This window comes from Paenibacillus sp. GYB004, from assembly GCF_036577605.1.
Lineage (GTDB): Bacteria > Bacillota > Bacilli > Paenibacillales > NBRC-103111 > Paenibacillus_AB > Paenibacillus_AB oceani.
In genome coordinates, this window is the sequence record NZ_JARBDB010000047.1 from 294,453 (window position 1) to 309,196 (window position 14,744).

General features: G+C 54.7%; 19 protein-coding genes and 1 pseudogene. 17 read left to right on the forward strand and 3 right to left on the reverse strand.

All coding sequences use genetic code 11. The features are described from left to right. The first annotated feature begins 66 nt into the window (after positions 1 to 66). From PV433_RS19880 to PV433_RS19930, 11 genes and pseudogenes are all read left to right on the forward strand, one after another. Complete coding sequence (locus tag PV433_RS19880; RefSeq protein ID WP_332073795.1) at positions 67 to 393, forward strand: antibiotic biosynthesis monooxygenase family protein; 327 nt, start codon at positions 67 to 69, stop codon at positions 391 to 393. 203 nt (positions 394 to 596) lie between these two features. Then, positions 597 to 989: a flagellar protein gene (locus PV433_RS19885; protein WP_332073796.1), complete on the forward strand. Its 393-nt coding sequence runs from the start codon at positions 597 to 599 to the stop codon at positions 987 to 989. Positions 990 to 1,064: 75 nt separating this feature from the next. Then, positions 1,065 to 1,346 carry a hypothetical protein gene (locus PV433_RS19890; RefSeq protein WP_190928380.1) on the forward strand — a complete coding sequence of 94 codons (282 nt, stop codon included), beginning with the start codon at positions 1,065 to 1,067 and terminating at the stop codon, positions 1,344 to 1,346. A gap of 413 nt (positions 1,347 to 1,759) precedes the next feature. Continuing rightward, positions 1,760 to 2,713 carry an RNA polymerase sigma factor RpoD gene (rpoD, locus tag PV433_RS19895; RefSeq protein ID WP_190928382.1) on the forward strand — a complete coding sequence of 318 codons (954 nt, stop codon included), beginning with the start codon at positions 1,760 to 1,762 and terminating at the stop codon, positions 2,711 to 2,713. A gap of 661 nt (positions 2,714 to 3,374) precedes the next feature. Beyond that, positions 3,375 to 3,857, forward strand: coding sequence for a small multi-drug export protein (locus PV433_RS19900; protein ID WP_332073797.1), 483 nt, complete (start codon positions 3,375 to 3,377; stop codon positions 3,855 to 3,857). 14 nt (positions 3,858 to 3,871) lie between these two features. Next, the gene (locus tag PV433_RS19905) at positions 3,872 to 4,612 is read left to right on the forward strand and encodes a hypothetical protein (RefSeq protein ID WP_332073798.1); all 741 of its coding nucleotides are present in this window, start codon (positions 3,872 to 3,874) and stop codon (positions 4,610 to 4,612) included. Between the two features lie 96 nt (positions 4,613 to 4,708). Beyond that, positions 4,709 to 4,804, forward strand: a pseudogene (locus PV433_RS34180) (GntR family transcriptional regulator); the annotation flags it as partial. 66 nt (positions 4,805 to 4,870) lie between these two features. Next, the gene (locus PV433_RS19915) at positions 4,871 to 5,035 is read left to right on the forward strand and encodes a hypothetical protein (RefSeq protein WP_332073799.1); all 165 of its coding nucleotides are present in this window, start codon (positions 4,871 to 4,873) and stop codon (positions 5,033 to 5,035) included. Further along, positions 5,032 to 5,916 carry an ABC transporter ATP-binding protein gene (locus tag PV433_RS19920; protein WP_332073800.1) on the forward strand — a complete coding sequence of 295 codons (885 nt, stop codon included), beginning with the start codon at positions 5,032 to 5,034 and terminating at the stop codon, positions 5,914 to 5,916. Before PV433_RS19915 ends, PV433_RS19920 begins: the two co-directional genes overlap by 4 nt. A gap of 83 nt (positions 5,917 to 5,999) precedes the next feature. Beyond that, positions 6,000 to 6,614, forward strand: coding sequence for a DedA family protein (locus tag PV433_RS19925; protein ID WP_332073801.1), 615 nt, complete (start codon positions 6,000 to 6,002; stop codon positions 6,612 to 6,614). A gap of 330 nt (positions 6,615 to 6,944) precedes the next feature. Beyond that, complete coding sequence (locus PV433_RS19930) at positions 6,945 to 7,286, forward strand: hypothetical protein (RefSeq protein WP_332073802.1); 342 nt, start codon at positions 6,945 to 6,947, stop codon at positions 7,284 to 7,286. 519 nt (positions 7,287 to 7,805) lie between these two features. On the opposite strand, the gene PV433_RS19935 is transcribed toward PV433_RS19930, so the two are convergent. After that, positions 7,806 to 8,645 carry a 1,4-dihydroxy-6-naphthoate synthase gene (locus tag PV433_RS19935; protein WP_332073803.1) on the reverse strand — a complete coding sequence of 280 codons (840 nt, stop codon included), beginning with the start codon at positions 8,643 to 8,645 and terminating at the stop codon, positions 7,806 to 7,808. Beyond that, positions 8,642 to 9,325, reverse strand: coding sequence for a futalosine hydrolase (locus tag PV433_RS19940; protein WP_332073804.1), 684 nt, complete (start codon positions 9,323 to 9,325; stop codon positions 8,642 to 8,644). The genes PV433_RS19935 and PV433_RS19940 overlap by 4 nt, the downstream gene beginning before the upstream one ends. Before the next feature lie 169 nt (positions 9,326 to 9,494). Here PV433_RS19940 and PV433_RS19945 point away from each other — a divergent pair, with 169 nt between their 5' ends. The 6 genes from PV433_RS19945 to ccmA all read left to right on the forward strand — a co-directional run bounded on the left by PV433_RS19945 (position 9,495) and on the right by ccmA (position 14,258). Then, entirely contained in the window at positions 9,495 to 10,259 is a 765-nt protein-coding gene (locus PV433_RS19945) for a transporter substrate-binding domain-containing protein (RefSeq protein WP_332073805.1), read from the forward strand. A 188-nt stretch (positions 10,260 to 10,447) separates the two neighbouring features. Beyond that, complete coding sequence (locus PV433_RS19950) at positions 10,448 to 10,834, forward strand: hypothetical protein (RefSeq protein ID WP_332073806.1); 387 nt, start codon at positions 10,448 to 10,450, stop codon at positions 10,832 to 10,834. After that, on the forward strand, positions 10,831 to 12,171 hold the full coding sequence (locus PV433_RS19955; RefSeq protein WP_332073807.1) for a right-handed parallel beta-helix repeat-containing protein: 1,341 nt from the start codon (positions 10,831 to 10,833) through the stop codon (positions 12,169 to 12,171). Before PV433_RS19950 ends, PV433_RS19955 begins: the two co-directional genes overlap by 4 nt. Continuing rightward, entirely contained in the window at positions 12,168 to 12,716 is a 549-nt protein-coding gene (locus PV433_RS19960; RefSeq protein ID WP_332073808.1) for a nitrous oxide reductase accessory protein NosL, read from the forward strand. Before PV433_RS19955 ends, PV433_RS19960 begins: the two co-directional genes overlap by 4 nt. Then, a complete protein-coding gene (locus PV433_RS19965; RefSeq protein WP_332073809.1) occupies positions 12,713 to 13,534 on the forward strand; it encodes an ABC transporter permease in 822 nt (273 codons plus the stop codon). The genes PV433_RS19960 and PV433_RS19965 overlap by 4 nt, the downstream gene beginning before the upstream one ends. Next, entirely contained in the window at positions 13,527 to 14,258 is a 732-nt protein-coding gene (ccmA, locus tag PV433_RS19970) for a heme ABC exporter ATP-binding protein CcmA (protein WP_332073810.1), read from the forward strand. The genes PV433_RS19965 and ccmA overlap by 8 nt, the downstream gene beginning before the upstream one ends. 69 nt (positions 14,259 to 14,327) lie before the next feature. Here ccmA and PV433_RS19975 read toward each other — a convergent pair whose 3' ends face one another. Then, positions 14,328 to 14,690 (reverse strand): c-type cytochrome, encoded by a 363-nt coding sequence (locus PV433_RS19975; protein ID WP_332073811.1) that lies wholly within the window; start codon positions 14,688 to 14,690, stop codon positions 14,328 to 14,330. Between the last annotated feature and the right edge of the window lie 54 nt (positions 14,691 to 14,744).

Below are 14,744 nucleotides of genomic sequence, written 5' to 3' on the forward strand. Positions count from 1 at the left end.
TGAAAATGAATATCATTGTCATTATAATAGAAAAGAAGCAAGCTGACTTGGGTGAGGAGTGAAGCCATGTTTTTTGAGACGATAACCATTACGGTGAAAGAAGGGACGTCAGGGCTGGTCGTCGACCGTTTCAGCGGACCGGGACATATCGAGAAGTCGGAAGGTTTTATCGATATGAGCATTACGGTGAAGAAGACCCGGCGAGGCGACGAGGAAGTCATGATATTGATCCGCTGGGAGTCTGAAGCGGCGTGGAAAGGCTGGGAGACGAGCGAGGTTCATATCGAGGGCCACCGTCAGAGCAGAGGCCAGCCGAAGCCGGACCACATTATCGACCGGACCCATAGCCTGTATGAGGTAAAGGCGGTAAAGGGCTACGCAGGCGGCCAATAAAACGGAGTCTCCTCCGTTGCCGCACTGCACGGCATATATAACGTATAAGAGGAAATCCTTGCTGAGCCGCTGTAACGCGCGCCAAGCAAGGACTTTTTTATATCCGGAAAACGTGCCTGTTCATAAGTTCTATTGTAGGATGACTGTCCATATAGTAAAATAGTAGCAGGACCTTTTACTTATTGATAAGGGAATGATGCCGGGTGAGTGTACAAGTGGATCATTGTCCGAACTGCGGCTCCGTCTACCGGAAAAATTTCCGCAACATATGCAGCGATTGCAGCGCCGCTCAAGATTCGTATTTGAGCCGCTGTCTCGATTATTTATGGAAATATCCCGATTCGGCAACCGAAGAAGTAAGCCGCATGGCGAAGGTTCCTTTGGCGTCCGTTCATAGCTTTATTAAAGAAGGCCGGATCTCGTGGTTTTACCGCAAGCTTACCTATCCGTGCGAATGCTGCGGCGCCCCGGTGCGGGAACGCAGGTTATGCGGATCGTGCAGCGCTCCTTTGCAGGAGATCGCGCGCCAGCTGCAAGCGAGAGTCATTCCGCTGCAGCCGGGAAGCGGCTATATGATGAACAATCGGAGAAAATAACGGAAACAAGTGTCACTTTGAACAAGCGGGCCCTCATATGATGGTTAATATTCGGTATGAGGGGGAAGAACTGCGATGGCATCTTGTCTTCCATGGAAATACAAAAACGTGACGCCTGCTGTGTTCCGCTCGCTCCAGACGCTGGGGAAACAAAAAGGCATTACGATTCCGAGCACGCCCTCGGGAACGTTTACGGTAAAGGTTGCAGGGATGCAGGTTAGCTTCCAATACGCCTGGGACGGAAAAACCGGTCAGCTTATGCTGAAGTGCGTATCCAAGCCTCCCCTGCTGGGCTGTTCGACAATCAAAGGGTTTGCCGATAAAATCGTTGCCGAAAGCGGCGGGAAATCGGAATAATCCAAAAGTGATGGAACGTGCGCAGGAAGCGAAGCTCAACCGTAACCATCTTGTATGGTTATGGTTTTTTTGTTTTTCATCGCAGAAACGATTTCGACTTGAAGCTTTTCATAAGGAAAGACAAGCTGTGAATCGGATTGAGCCCGTTTTCGATTTGTGAAATAGAGGGAACCGGCAGCTAAAAGGCATCTAAAAAAGCCTCCCTCCTGCAACAGGAAGAAGGCTGAAAGTTTGTGGTTGATTTCGATTGGAAACTATGTTATTATCGAGGGTATAGCTGATTGGGATCATCAAATTTTCATTACTGTTCTACTTTACAGTACCATATGCTAAATTAATTGTCAATACCGGAAATGGAGAACGATCCCAGTTCCTAGTTGACAAGATGAACTATCCAGGTTGGGGGGAGCCGTATGACAGACAACGATCGTCAACCGGGACCGGAGACAGCGATTACGCTGGAACAGGTGAAAGAGGGATTTGCTTCTTCCGGGGAAGAGACGAACTTCGCAGACGACCTGACACTGCCGCCGGGCACGAATATCAACGATCCTGTTCGTATGTATCTGAAAGAAATCGGGCGCGTTCAGCTCCTTTCTGCCGAAGCGGAAATCGACCTTGCCCAAAGAATCGTCCAAGGCGACGAAGAAGCGAAGCAAAAGCTGGCCGAAGCGAATCTTAGACTCGTAGTCAGCATCGCCAGACGGTATGTCGGCCGGGGCATGCTGTTTCTCGACTTGATTCAGGAAGGCAACATGGGGCTTATGAAAGCGGTCGAGAAATTCGACTATTCTAAAGGATTCAAATTCAGCACTTATGCCACATGGTGGATTCGTCAGGCCATTACCCGCGCTATTGCCGATCAGGCCCGAACGATCCGGATCCCGGTACATATGGTCGAGACGATCCATAAGTTTATCCGGGTGTCCAAGCAGTTGCTCCAGGAGCTCGGCCGCGAGCCGACGCCCGAGGAAGTGGCGAAAGCTATGGATCTTACGGCCGAAAAGGTCAGGGAGATTATGAAGATCGCCCAGGAGCCGGTTTCTCTGGAAACGCCGATCGGCGAAGAAAACGATTCAAACTTAGGGGACTTTATCGAAGATCATGATGCGCTGGCACCGCCGGATGCGGCTGCCTTCGAATTGCTGAAGGAGCAGCTGGAAGACGTGCTCGATACGCTCACCGAGCGGGAGGAGAACGTGCTTCGTCTGCGCTTCGGCCTGGATGACGGGCGGACCCGTACGCTGGAGGAAGTGGGGCAGGTGTTCGGCGTTACCCGCGAGCGGATTCGCCAGATCGAGGCGAAGGCGCTGCGCAAGCTAAGACATCCGAGTCGCAGCAAGCGTCTGAAAGATTTTTTGGAATAAAGGATATGCTTGTATAAATAGGTAGGCGACCCGCACATTGGTGCGGGTTTATTTAATTAGGGTGCAGGAGAACGTAGGAGTGTACATAAGTGTACATAAGAGCGGTTTGTAGCGTTTATTTCGCCCGAAATCGGCTTGGCTGGGGAAATAAGAGCGGTTTGTTTGGGACTGCTAAAATCCGCGAAACGGGTGCATTAACCATCCGTTGGTTGAAATAAGGGGTGCAAACCGTGTGCAAACCGCCTCTATTCGTCCCGGACATCCCCAGATGCCGACAATAGAGGGTCCCATCGACTCTTATTTTGCTCCCCTTGGGGCCCGGATCGAAGTATCGGCTTCGCCCGCGAAGTGGACGATGCGCATCTCGGAATGCCCGGAGGAAACGGCATTTACGCGGCGCAGGTGAAAGCGGCGATCCGGCGGATGATAGGCCGCGAATAACAACGAAGTGGGGAGAACCTCCAAAACCTTAGGCATTGGCCGGGATTGGAGGTTTTTTTGTGCTGCCGGAATGACTGGTATTACGGGAAAAGAAAAAATGTTGCAATGAGCGGGTTCGGATGATTGACAACTGCCGAACTGTGATGTACTGTGTATATAGATATAAACACATGTACACATACACAGTATATCACTTACGTGAACCGAGGAGGATTTTCGCATGATTATGGAGTATTTGGATAAGTGGTCTTATTTGGCAGTATTCGTCCTGTCGGCCCTGCCCTGGGTTGAATCGGCGATCGTCGCGTTTTTCGCCGTTATGTTGGGGCTTAACCCTGTAGCATCCGGAATTCTTGCGTTTTTGGGCAATTGGCTCGTCGTCGTTCTGGTCGTGTTTCTATTCGACAAGCTGAACGTATGGCGCAACCGCAGAAAGGGAGCCGCTCTGAATGAAGAGGCCGACAGCAAGAAGAGAAAACGCGCCTATCATATTTTCGTTAAGTACGGTCTGCCCGGACTTGCCGTTATCGGTCCGCTGTTTATCGGAACGGAGATTGCCGCCGCTTTCGCTATGGCGTTTAAAGCCCCGCGTGGAGCCGTCATGTTCTGGATGACGATCGCTTTGGTGTTCTGGACTGTGGTTGCCTGTGTTGCCGCTTATTTCGGGATCGATGCGGTCGGCTTTATCCGCGGAACCGTTTAATTGGAGGGATAGTCATGTTGCGCGATGCTTGGCCGATAGCCTGGTATGAATTCAAGCAGCGTTATCTTTCGCTGGCGATGAATATGTTTGCTTCCCTGCTGATTGCGCTTGTGGCGGTAGAGGCGCTGATGCGGTTTGAAAGGGACGACTTGTCACTGGATAACGTTCTGACGTTTTTGAATGTCGCAGATTTGCTGCTGCTTGCCGCTCTTCCGGCGCTCGGAGCGCTTTCGTTCTCCAGAGAATACATGTCCTGGAATTCGCTGACGGATGAACCGTTTCTGAAAAGGCTGCGGTTTTATCGGATGTGGGCGATCCCGCTGCCGGTTATTGCCTGGAGCCGCATGCTGTATATGCTGCTTTGTTTTGTAGTCTCGATGGCCGTATTTGTTATCGTATTCGTTGCCGTGGGCTGGACGGTGCTATCGGATACTAGACCGATTGTTCATTTGTTGTCGTTCGCGCTTGTCTGGACCGGTTATGCGGCCGCGATTTGCGGCTTGCATCCTTTTCTGGAGTACGGGGCGAAGGCCAAGATGATCCACCTGGTCTCCATTGGAATGGTCATAGTCATTATCGGAGCGGATCTGCTGCTGAACTACTTGCTGAATAAGCCGGTTTTTTTACACGTGCTCGAAATGGTGAACGGGAATCCGTTCTGGTCTGCCGTTATCTCCCTGTGCGCGGGCGTTATCGGCATCATCGCATTTCAGCGGGGTCTTGTTCGGCGGCTGGAACGTATCGATCTTCCCTGAGAAAGGAGGCGACGGGCCATCCGACTGCCGATACAAATATCCGAACAAAGCCGGGAGCCGATTTATCATCAGATCGAGCAGCAGCTCCTTTCGTTTATCGTCAGCGGTCAGCTAAGGCCGGGCACGCTGCTTCCTTCGATCCGGGCGCTCGCAGGCGATCTGGCCTGCAGCGTCATTACCGTCAGCAGAGCCTACCAGAACCTGGAGCAGCAGCGGTACATCCAGACAATACAAGGCAAGGGGACGTTTGTCGCGGAGATGGAGGCTAAGCAGCAAAGGCAGGTGGCGGATGCCAGCTTGTACCAGGCGTTCCGGACCGCCGTCGAGATGAGCTTCAGGCTGCAAATGGACCCGGATACGACCCGCAAAACGTTTGAGCAGGTGCTGGAAGATATGTTGAAGGAAAGGGGGAAGCAAGGATGAACTCGACGATTGCGCTCCGGACGGAGCGGCTGGTGAAGCGGCGTGCCGATTACTGTCTTGGACCGGTCGATCTGACGCTGGAGCATGGATACACCTACGCGCTGGTAGGCCCGAACGGAACCGGCAAGACGACCTTGCTGACTTGCTGCATGAACTTGACGCGGCCAACTTCCGGTAAGGTAGAGCTGTTTGGACGCTCCTACGAGACCGGGGAAGCGGAGAGCCGAACCTATGCCGCATTCGTCCCGGACCCTCTCGAAGGATGCGAATCGTTTACACTGCTGGAGATGGAGAAGTTTATCGGCAGGTGGTACGAGCGGTGGGACGGGGAGGACTACCGCAGACGTGCGGAACGGTTTCGAATCCCGCTTCACAAACCGTACGGCCGGTTGTCGCAAGGAGACCGCAAGAAGGCGGCCTTGACGCTTGCGCTCAGCACGAGAGCGCCGCTGCTGCTGCTGGACGAACCAACGAACGGGCTCGATCTGGCAAGCCGCAGCCAGTTGAAGCAAATGCTCGTAGAAGATTCCGAGACGATGGAACGCACCGTCCTGATGTCTACGCATTCCGTAGAGGATATCCGCCAGTTTGCCGATTATATATTGCTGCTAAAAGAGGGGCGGGTAGAAGGGCCGTACGACAAGGACAGCTTGTCAATGTCCTGGCGGAGATTGTGGCTAGCCGGCACGGCGCCTCTCGATATGTCGGCGGTACCGGGGGCGGTAGAGTGGGTTGAGGCCCCCGTACCGTACTTGATCACCCGGGACCGGGATGCTGCGCTGACCTATTTGGAGGAGAAGGGCGTTCAAGTGACAAGCGAACAACCGCTGCCTTTGGACGAACTGCTGGAACGGCTGCTCAGCTGTAAAATCAGCTTGTAAAATCTATGAAAACAGCTTCCAAAACTTGCTTTCGCGGTTTTCGTATGGTATAGATGGATACGAGACCAACTGGGAGGCTAAGGATGCAAAGCTGGATTACGGACTTTATGAGCGAGTACGGTTATATCGGCATTTTTCTGATGATAGCGCTGGAAAATTTGTTTCCTCCGATTCCGTCCGAGGTAATTCTGACCTTCGGCGGATTCATGACCACTTATTCGGAGCTTACGGTAACAGGCGTTGTCGTAGCGGCAACGGCAGGAAGCATCGCGGGAGCTATTGCTCTTTACGGCATCGGGCGCCTGCTGCACGTAGATCGGCTGGAAGCGATCATTGACCGCTGGGGACGGCTGCTTCGCGTGAAGAAGGAAGATTTGCATAAATCGGCCGCCTGGTTCGACAAATACGGGTACCGCACGGTATTTTTCTGCCGGATGATTCCTCTGATCCGCAGTCTCATCTCGGTTCCGGCCGGTATGGCCAAGATGAAGTTCGGTCTGTTCCTGCTGTTCACCACGATCGGGACCTTGATCTGGAACGTGGTGCTCGTCTCGGTAGGTGCTGCCGTCGGGGAATCGTGGGGAGATATCGTCGGTTTCATGGACGTATACTCTAATGTCGCTTATGCACTGATTGCCGTCGCGGGTCTGACGGTCATCTACTTCTGGATTCGCAGAATGAGGAAGAAAACTTCATAGAATGATATAGGATCACAAAAGCAGAGAACCGCCGGTGTTAACAGCCGGGCGGTTTTTTTGCTTAGAGTTTGGGGGTAAGAAAAAATAATCCGCTCGCATGAAAAGCTGCCTCTTACAAGGGGCACTCGTTGTAGAAAAGGCTTTGTTTAGAAGCTTTTCTCAGTTAGCGGACACGTTTTGACCCGCAGGAATCGTTCCGTAACGAACAGTGGAATATCGCCGAATTATTAGCCATACATCAGTTTGAGAACATTGATGAGCTCCATAATGTAGATTACTATAATCTTAATTTGTAAAGAAGCGGGGACATTGGAAGGGGGCGGTGGGAAGTTGGTTTACGTGATAGTTAACTTGTTTCTCGTTTCGGCTTTCACCTTGTCGATTCGGAGAGCCGGTGTTTCCAGACCTTGTTCGAAAGCAATTGCCGCAGCGCTCGGGCTTTCGATAGTGGCGGTTGTCTGTCTAGCGCAAAACTATATGAACAATCAAGTTCCCGGAGCGCAAGACGGGATCGGCATTACAAATCCGGTCGCTTATTGGATCATCGGCGAGGATCGTTGGTCGATAGAAAAATTCAGGTTGGCGCTCGTACATTCCGTTGGCTTGATGCTGCTGCTCATTGCTGCTTATCCAGCGGTTTCTTGGAGAGAAGCGCGCATGAACCGGAAATAGGTAAAAAACGCTGCTGGCAAGTCGGTAGTTCGGAACCGACCGCCCTTGCGGCGTTTTTGTATGTTTGTATAGGATAGTTTGAGGACGGAGCAGCGTATAAGATATGTTTACAGCCTTTATTTTGTCCGAAACCCGCTTGAATGGGGAAATAGGAGCGGTTTGGAACTGTTAAAATCGGTGAAAAGCGTGCAGCCTGCCTGCCCTCACATCGTCACGTTGCGAAACAACGGGCTGGAAATGACGTGCAGTAATAAACAATTACACAATCCGTAATCGGGTCGCACACGTCACTCCCAGCGAAGGCTGAACACAAACCGCCCGCAAGAAAGCTGTTCGGGCTGCAAAGGAAGTCGCGGCAGTAGCTGCTGCTGCCGCCCAAACGATCCACATAAGGAGAGAGCGTCCGCAGCAAAAGCATTCCATTCTTTCCCGCACATCCTCGTATGAATTAGCGCGCACCGTTAAAGGACCGTCCCGGCCGTGTTCCTTGACCGGCTAAAACGGACCGGCGCAAAGAAATTACCGCAGCAGAGCCGGATCGATCTCCGGCACGAGCCCTTCCTTGGCGGCCCGTGTAAGCAAAGCGATAATGGCGGCATACCCGTCTTCCCCTAAATTGGCCGTAAACTCGTTTACATACAGCTCGATATGCGCCTGCGCGACTTCCGGCGACATCTCCTGGGCATGCTGCATGACGTAACTCCGCGACGCGTCCGGGTTCGCCCACGCGTATTCGACCGAAGCGCGGGTCCAGCGCGCGATCGCATCCAGATCGAGCGAACGGCGGGCGATAATCGCTCCGAGCGGGATCGGAAGCCCCGTATCGGTCTCCCACCAGCTGCCGAGATCGCTCAGCATGTTTAACCCATAGGACGGATACGTAAAGCGGGCCTCGTGAATGACCAGACCGGCATCGATCCGGCCGTCGCGGACCGCCGGCATAATCTCGTGAAACGGCATTACGACAATGTCCTTGACGCCGCCGGGCACTTGCTGGGCCGCCCACAAGCGGAACAGTAAATACGCGGTGGACCGTTCGCTCGGCACGGCTACTCGCCGGCCGGCGAGTTCGGCCGGAGCCGTAATGCCGCGATCGCCTCCGGCGGATAATACGAGAGGGCCGCAGCCTCTGCCGAGCGCGCCTCCGCAAGGCAGCAAAGCGTAGTCGTTCAGCACCCAGGGGAGGGCGGCGTACGATATTTTAAGCACCTCCGGTCCGCTCGAAGCGGCGGCCAGATTGTTGGTGATGTCGATATCCGCATAGGTGACATCGAGCGCGGGCGCTCCGGGCAGCAAACCGTGTGCCCATGCGTGAAAGACGAATGTATCGTTCGGGCAAGGCGAATAAGCGATCTTCATGGCAGTACCTCCGTTAGTAGGGCGCCGGCAGACTCCAGCGCCTTCATGGCGTCTTTGATATTCCAGGCGGAGCGGTCGCGGGGCCCGACCGGATTGGAGATGGCACGGATCTCCAGCACAGGCAGTCCGCGGCCGGCAGCCGCGACCGCGACGCCGTAACCTTCCATCGCTTCGGCAGCCGCCCCGGGGATGCGGCGGACGAGTCTGTCCGCCGTCTCGGCCGTACCGGTAACGGTGCTCACAGTCAGGACCGCACCTGTCGTTACCCGATGTCCGGCGGCGTGCAATGCTTCGGCTAGGCGTGCGGATAATTCGGGTTCCGCAGCAATATGCGAGGAACCGAATCCTAGCTCGTCCACGCTGATAAAACCGTCGGGCGTCTCGGCGCCGAGATCGGCGGCAATCAGAGCGTCGGCTATGACGAGCGACCCGACAGGCGCCCGCCCGGCAAAACCGCCGCCGATTCCGGCGCTGATGACCAGACGATAGTCAGCCGCTGCAAGCGCTGCTGCCGTTCCCGCTGCTGCGGAAGCCGGTCCGACGCCCGCCGCGGCCAGAACGAACCGGTTGTCGCCGCCCAGTCCGCGCTGCAGCGCTTCTTTTTCCGCCTCGACGGCGGTTATGATCAGATAAGGCTTTTCGGTGCTGGAATTAAAATAAAAATTCGGAGCTTGGCTCATCCGGTAACCTCCTTGACTTGCGGATACAACCCTGTCCTATACAAACTTATCCCGAATAGGCCGCTGTTGTAAAGAGGCGCCGGGATTTCCCGGACCTGCATAACCGTCCGCCCTGCGACAAACACTACCTTTAATTCTACAGGTTTGGCAAGGAAAAGGAGGCCGCTTCGTGAAAGGTGCAATACGTTACTGCTTGGGTGTGGGACTGGTGGCAGCTGCATTGACGGTATCCGGCTGCGCGAACCAGAAAACGCTGAAGGTTGGAATCGAAAGCGATTTTCGCCCGTTCACTTATACGGAAGGCGGGGAAAACAAAGGGTTCGAGGTCGAACTGTGGGAAGAGATTGCGAAGAAGGGAAATATCAAATACGAGCTTGTCCCGATGGAGATGGGGAATATGTCCACAGCGCTCAAATCCGGTGACGTTGACCTCGTCATTGCCGGCATGACCGTTAATAAAGCGCGCAAAGACAATTTGGCTTTTTCCGATCCGTATTTTCAGACCGGGCTCGTAATGCTGACGGCGCAGGATAATACGGACATAACAGGCAAAGATAAACTGAAAGACAAGACGGTGGCGACGAGAATCGGCTCCACGGCTTATACGTACGCAGGCATGCTGCCGAAACTGAAGGAGGTTCGGGGTTATCCCGATATCAATCAGGCGTATGAGGATTTGGCCAACAAAAAAGTCGACTGCGTCATTTTCGACGAGCGGAACGCTCACGATTATATCCAAACCAAAGGCCAGGGCAAAATCAAAATCGTCGGTGACGTTCTGAACAAAGAAAGCTATGCGATCGCCGCCAAGAAACGTAACAAATATATCGGCAACATTAATAGCGCCATCGAACAAGTATCCAAAAACGGCACCTACGAAACGTTATATATGAAATGGTTCGGCAGCAAGCCGAAAAAGCTGCCCGGCCAATAGCCGCAGCCGGCAATCGGCGGCCCGCTCTTCGCAGAGACGGGCTGTTTGTGTTGTCGAGATCCACTTGTCAACTAATGCTCACATTTGCAGGCCATTTATAGCCCGTTATAGTCATTTTAAAATCGCCCTGCTCGGATATGATAGATAGGTAAGCAGCAAATAAGACTAGCCCGAAGGAGTCGGCCGACATGACAATCAAAGGGTCTGTAAAGATGACGGCGTTGATGCTCGTATTTCTCGTTGGCGTATTAACCGCCTGTTCGGGAAGCGATATCCGTTCTGTCGATCCGGCGGATGTGGAAGTGGGATTAAAGTCCGATCCGTCGCCTGCAAAAGCGTCCCAGCCGGTAACGCTGACCGCGACGTTCGGCGGTGTGGAGCCGGCCGAATGGGCGAAGGCGGTGCTCGAAATCCGGGTCGACGGCAGCATGAAGCTGGTGGATGCGCCGAAGACGCCCGAAGGGGGCTACTCCGCCAAGTTCACGTTCCCGAAGGCGGGGACCTATGAAATCTACGTGCATCTGTATCAGGGAGATTTTCACGTAACGAAACTGAAAAAGCTGGAAGTATCATGAGGATATCCGCAATTGGCAAAGTTCTTGCGATTGTATGCCTGTCGGTTGGACTCGGAATCGCTTCCGGGGAGCGGACAAGGGCAGCCGACGCGGCGATGGAAGCAGCGAATATCCAGAGGCTGCTGGACGAGGCGCGTGCCGGAGAGACGGTGCGGATTCCGCCGGGCACGTACGAAGGCTCGATCGTCATCGGCAAGCCGCTTCGCATCGAGGCGGACGGGGACGTAACGATCGTCGCGAGGTCCGGCAAGCCGGCCGTGCATATAACTGCCGACGGCGTTCAGATCGACGAGTTGAAGCTGGTCAACGAATCGTCCCGTGATTCGTCCGCCGTACTCGTGACAGCCAATGACGCCAAGCTGTACGGGCTAAAAATCCGGACATCGGCTTTTGGCATCAAGCTGGAGGGAGCGAACCGCTCCGAGATCCGCAATGCGGATATTACATGGGGCGGCCCGGAATCGGCGAAGCTGACCGAGAAGCGGAACGGAATCGACTTATACAAGTCGGACGACAATGTAATGACAGGCAACACGATATCCTCGATGCATGACGCGATCTACTTGGAGAGCAGCAACGGCAACAAGATCGAGAGCAATCAATTGGAAAAGTCCCGCTACGGGGTTCACTGCATGTATGCGGACCGTACGACGATACGCGGCAATACGGGAATCTACAATGTAACCGGCGCGATGATCATGAGCGTCAAAAACTCCGAGCTGTCCGGCAACTCGTTCGCGAAGCAAAGCGAAAACGTTCACTCGCAAGGCATATTGATGTTCGACGTGCAATCGACGCGCGTAGTTGACAACGCGGCGGAAGGGAACCGCGTCGGGATTTATGTCGAACAGTCGCAGCACAACGAGTTGTCCGACAATGTGCTTACAGGCAATTTTATCGGCTTTCAATTGCTAGACTCCGAGAATAACCGGATTAGCGGAAACGAGCTGATCGGCAGCGTGGTGGATGCAGAGGCGAGGGACAGCCGGAACAATGTAGTGTCGGGCAATTACTGGGATTCGTTCCGCGGAATCGATACGGACGGGGACGGGCGCAGCGATACAGCGTATGCAATCAATCCGTTTTTTCAGGCATTGGCGAAGGCTAAGCCAGCGTATCAATTGTTTTTTCAGTCGCCGGGAATGACATTTCTCGAAAGTTTGTTTCAGGGCGGCCGCCAGGAGTGGACGACGGATCCCGCACCGCTTATGAAGCCGCCTTCTTACGGAACGAAGGCAGGCGAAGCGCCGTCTGCGGCGGCCACGGGCATTCTGGCGTCGTTATTGCTGGCCGCGTCGGTGGTAATCATTTATTATACGGGGGTTAGACGATCATGATTATGAACAAAAAAACCGGAATTACGGCGCTTGCGATCATTCTAGCAATGCTGATGCTTGCCGCTTGCGGAGGGAAAACCTATGAAGCGGTCCCGATTCAAGAAGGGGTCGACAAATGCGAGATTTGCAACATGCTGATCAAGGACGACGAATTCGCGGTGCAACTGCTGACCAAGGAAGGGAAAGTTTACAAGTTCGATGATATCGGCTGCATGAACGAATGGAAGACGAAAAACGCCTCCGAACCGATCACGATTGAGTTCGTGCGGGATCATACCAGCAAAATGTGGATCGATCTGGAGAAAGCGTATTTCGCCTATGACGCTTCGTTCAAGACGCCGATGGCATACGGGCTCGTCTCGTTCAAGGACAAGGCTTCGGCCGAGAAGTATATCAGCGAGCAGGGCAAAGGCAAACTGCTGAGCGCGGCGGATCTGAAATCGCATGCTTGGGAACGGAACAAGGCGGGCATGGACATGCATCGTGGCGAAGGACATGAGCAGAAAGCCCATACCGAAACGGATAAGAAAGGAAGCTCGCATTGAGCCACGCCATCCATGTTGCGCTGCGGGAAGTCAAGATCGGATTCCGCAATCCTTGGGCCTATTCCTTCATGGCCCTTTTTACCGTATTCAGCCTCGCGCTGCTGCTCATCCAGGCGCAAAACGTTGTACGCGGATACTCCGCTGCGACGGGGACGATGCTGAGTCTGATTTTGTACTTGCTGCCGCTAATGACGCTGCTGCTCGGCTCGTTCTCCCTGACGGCGGAGAAGGAGGAAGGGAGCTGGCAGCTGCTGTCTACGTATCCGATGAGCACGTTCTCGTTCATCTCCGGCAAATATGCCGGCCTTGCCGTCGTCCTGCTGACGATCGTCGCCTTCGGCTTCGGGGTTACCGGCTTGCTCGGCGCGATAGCCGGCCAAAGTTTCGACGCCGGCACGTACGCGCTGTTCCTCGTGTTCTCCGCCGGGCTTATCTTGCTCTTTTTGGCTGTCGCTCTGGGGATCGGGACGATTGCGGGCAACCGTTGGCAGGCGCTTACGTATGCGGTGGCGATCTGGTTTTTCGCGATAATCGGCTGGCAGGCGCTGCTGATTGCCGGACTCGGCATGCTCCCCTATATGTGGATCAAACCTGCGGTTACGGTGCTGACCTTCCTGAATCCGGCCGAGCTCGTCCGTCTGTTCGTCGTCGTCAAGCTGGGCGGCGGAGCGGTGCTCGGACCGGAGTATTATAATTGGGTGCAGTGGATTCGGGAGCCATCCGGCACATGGGCATTCCTTGGCATATGCCTCGTCTGGATCGTGATCTCGATCGGACTTGCGAACCGGATCTGGGAAAGGGGGCGTGCACGTGGATAAGCCGATGGTCGTATTGACAGATGTGGCGAAAACGATTGGCAAGCAGACGATCGTGCAGCAAGTCCAGCTGAGTGTGCAGCCCGGTCAGGTGCTCGCGTTATGCGGCGGGAACGGAGCCGGCAAAAGCACGATTCTCCGGATGGTGGCGGGAATGATGCAGCCCACCTCCGGGACGATCGAAGTGAACGGGATCAAGTGGAAGGAGAACCGGAGACGATACGCCGAGCAGATCGGTTATATGCCGGACGATTACCGGTTCGGTCCCGGGCTGACCGCCATGGAGACGCTGACGTTCTGGGCGTCGCTGCGCGGACTGCCGAAGAGCAGGGCGGAGGAAGTGCTCGCCGACGTCGGATTAACCGATACGGGACGCAAGCCGGTCGCATCGTTCTCCAAAGGGATGCGGCAAAGGGTGTTGTTCGCGCAAGCGCTGCTGGTGCGCCCGCCCGTGCTGATCATGGACGAGCCGACCAACGGGCTGGACCCGTACTGGATGGATTCGTTCGTCAAGCTCGTGCAGGCGGCGGGAGAGGCTGGCCAAGCGGTTATTTTCTCGACGCACCAGCTGGAGATTGCCGAGGCGTTAGCCCAGCGGGTAGCTTTCCTGCGTCAAGGCCAGATCGAGCTGGAGGGAGCGGTGGAGGACATCCGTACACGGCTCGGATCGAAGGGGCTTCACGACGCGTTCGCTTCCATGTTCGGCATTCAGAGGGCGGCGAATTGACCGCTGGCTTGCTCCGCACGTAGCGCGGCCCGGCATCTGCGATACCGGGCTGCCGTTGGTTTCCTCGATTTATTTATGTTCGGCCAGCCATAACGACAGGTTGGCAATCTCCTCTTCCTTCAAGGAGCTTTTGAATGCGGGCATTCCGCCTTTGCCGTTCAGGATCAGCTTGTACAGCTGCTGCTCGGTAAATTTGGTTCCCGCCTTCTGCAGGTTCGGGCCGATCTTGCCCTGGAGCTGGTCGCCGTGGCACGATAGGCACGATTGCTTATACACCGTCTCGGCAGCGACTTTGTCCAGCGTAACGGCAGGTGCGGCGATTTGCGGTTCCGGCTCCGCTTCGGGTTTCGGCTGGGCCGACGTTACGATCAGCAAAACGAGCCCGAAGGTGCAGGCACCGAAAAACAGTACGGCCATAATCCATTTTTGCATGTAGACAACCTCCTTTCAACCGTACAATACCAGAGCGGACCTCCGCTTGTATAT

Coding starts and splice junctions, on each gene's coding strand:
- PV433_RS19890 (WP_190928380.1), top strand. CDS start 1,065: ATGGCATCTTGTCTTCCATGGAAATACAAAAACGTGACGCCTGCTGTG.
- PV433_RS19905 (WP_332073798.1), top strand. CDS start 3,872: ATGTTGCGCGATGCTTGGCCGATAGCCTGGTATGAATTCAAGCAGCGT.
- PV433_RS19915 (WP_332073799.1), top strand. CDS start 4,871: ATGGAGGCTAAGCAGCAAAGGCAGGTGGCGGATGCCAGCTTGTACCAG.
- PV433_RS19955 (WP_332073807.1), top strand. CDS start 10,831: ATGAGGATATCCGCAATTGGCAAAGTTCTTGCGATTGTATGCCTGTCG.
- PV433_RS19950 (WP_332073806.1), top strand. CDS start 10,448: ATGACAATCAAAGGGTCTGTAAAGATGACGGCGTTGATGCTCGTATTT.
- PV433_RS19920 (WP_332073800.1), top strand. CDS start 5,032: ATGAACTCGACGATTGCGCTCCGGACGGAGCGGCTGGTGAAGCGGCGT.
- PV433_RS19960 (WP_332073808.1), top strand. CDS start 12,168: ATGATTATGAACAAAAAAACCGGAATTACGGCGCTTGCGATCATTCTA.
- PV433_RS19900 (WP_332073797.1), top strand. CDS start 3,375: ATGATTATGGAGTATTTGGATAAGTGGTCTTATTTGGCAGTATTCGTC.
- PV433_RS19940 (WP_332073804.1), bottom strand. CDS start 9,325: ATGAGCCAAGCTCCGAATTTTTATTTTAATTCCAGCACCGAAAAGCCT.
- rpoD (WP_190928382.1), top strand. CDS start 1,760: ATGACAGACAACGATCGTCAACCGGGACCGGAGACAGCGATTACGCTG.
- PV433_RS19975 (WP_332073811.1), bottom strand. CDS start 14,690: ATGCAAAAATGGATTATGGCCGTACTGTTTTTCGGTGCCTGCACCTTC.
- PV433_RS19925 (WP_332073801.1), top strand. CDS start 6,000: ATGCAAAGCTGGATTACGGACTTTATGAGCGAGTACGGTTATATCGGC.
- PV433_RS19935 (WP_332073803.1), bottom strand. CDS start 8,645: ATGAAGATCGCTTATTCGCCTTGCCCGAACGATACATTCGTCTTTCAC.
- PV433_RS19880 (WP_332073795.1), top strand. CDS start 67: ATGTTTTTTGAGACGATAACCATTACGGTGAAAGAAGGGACGTCAGGG.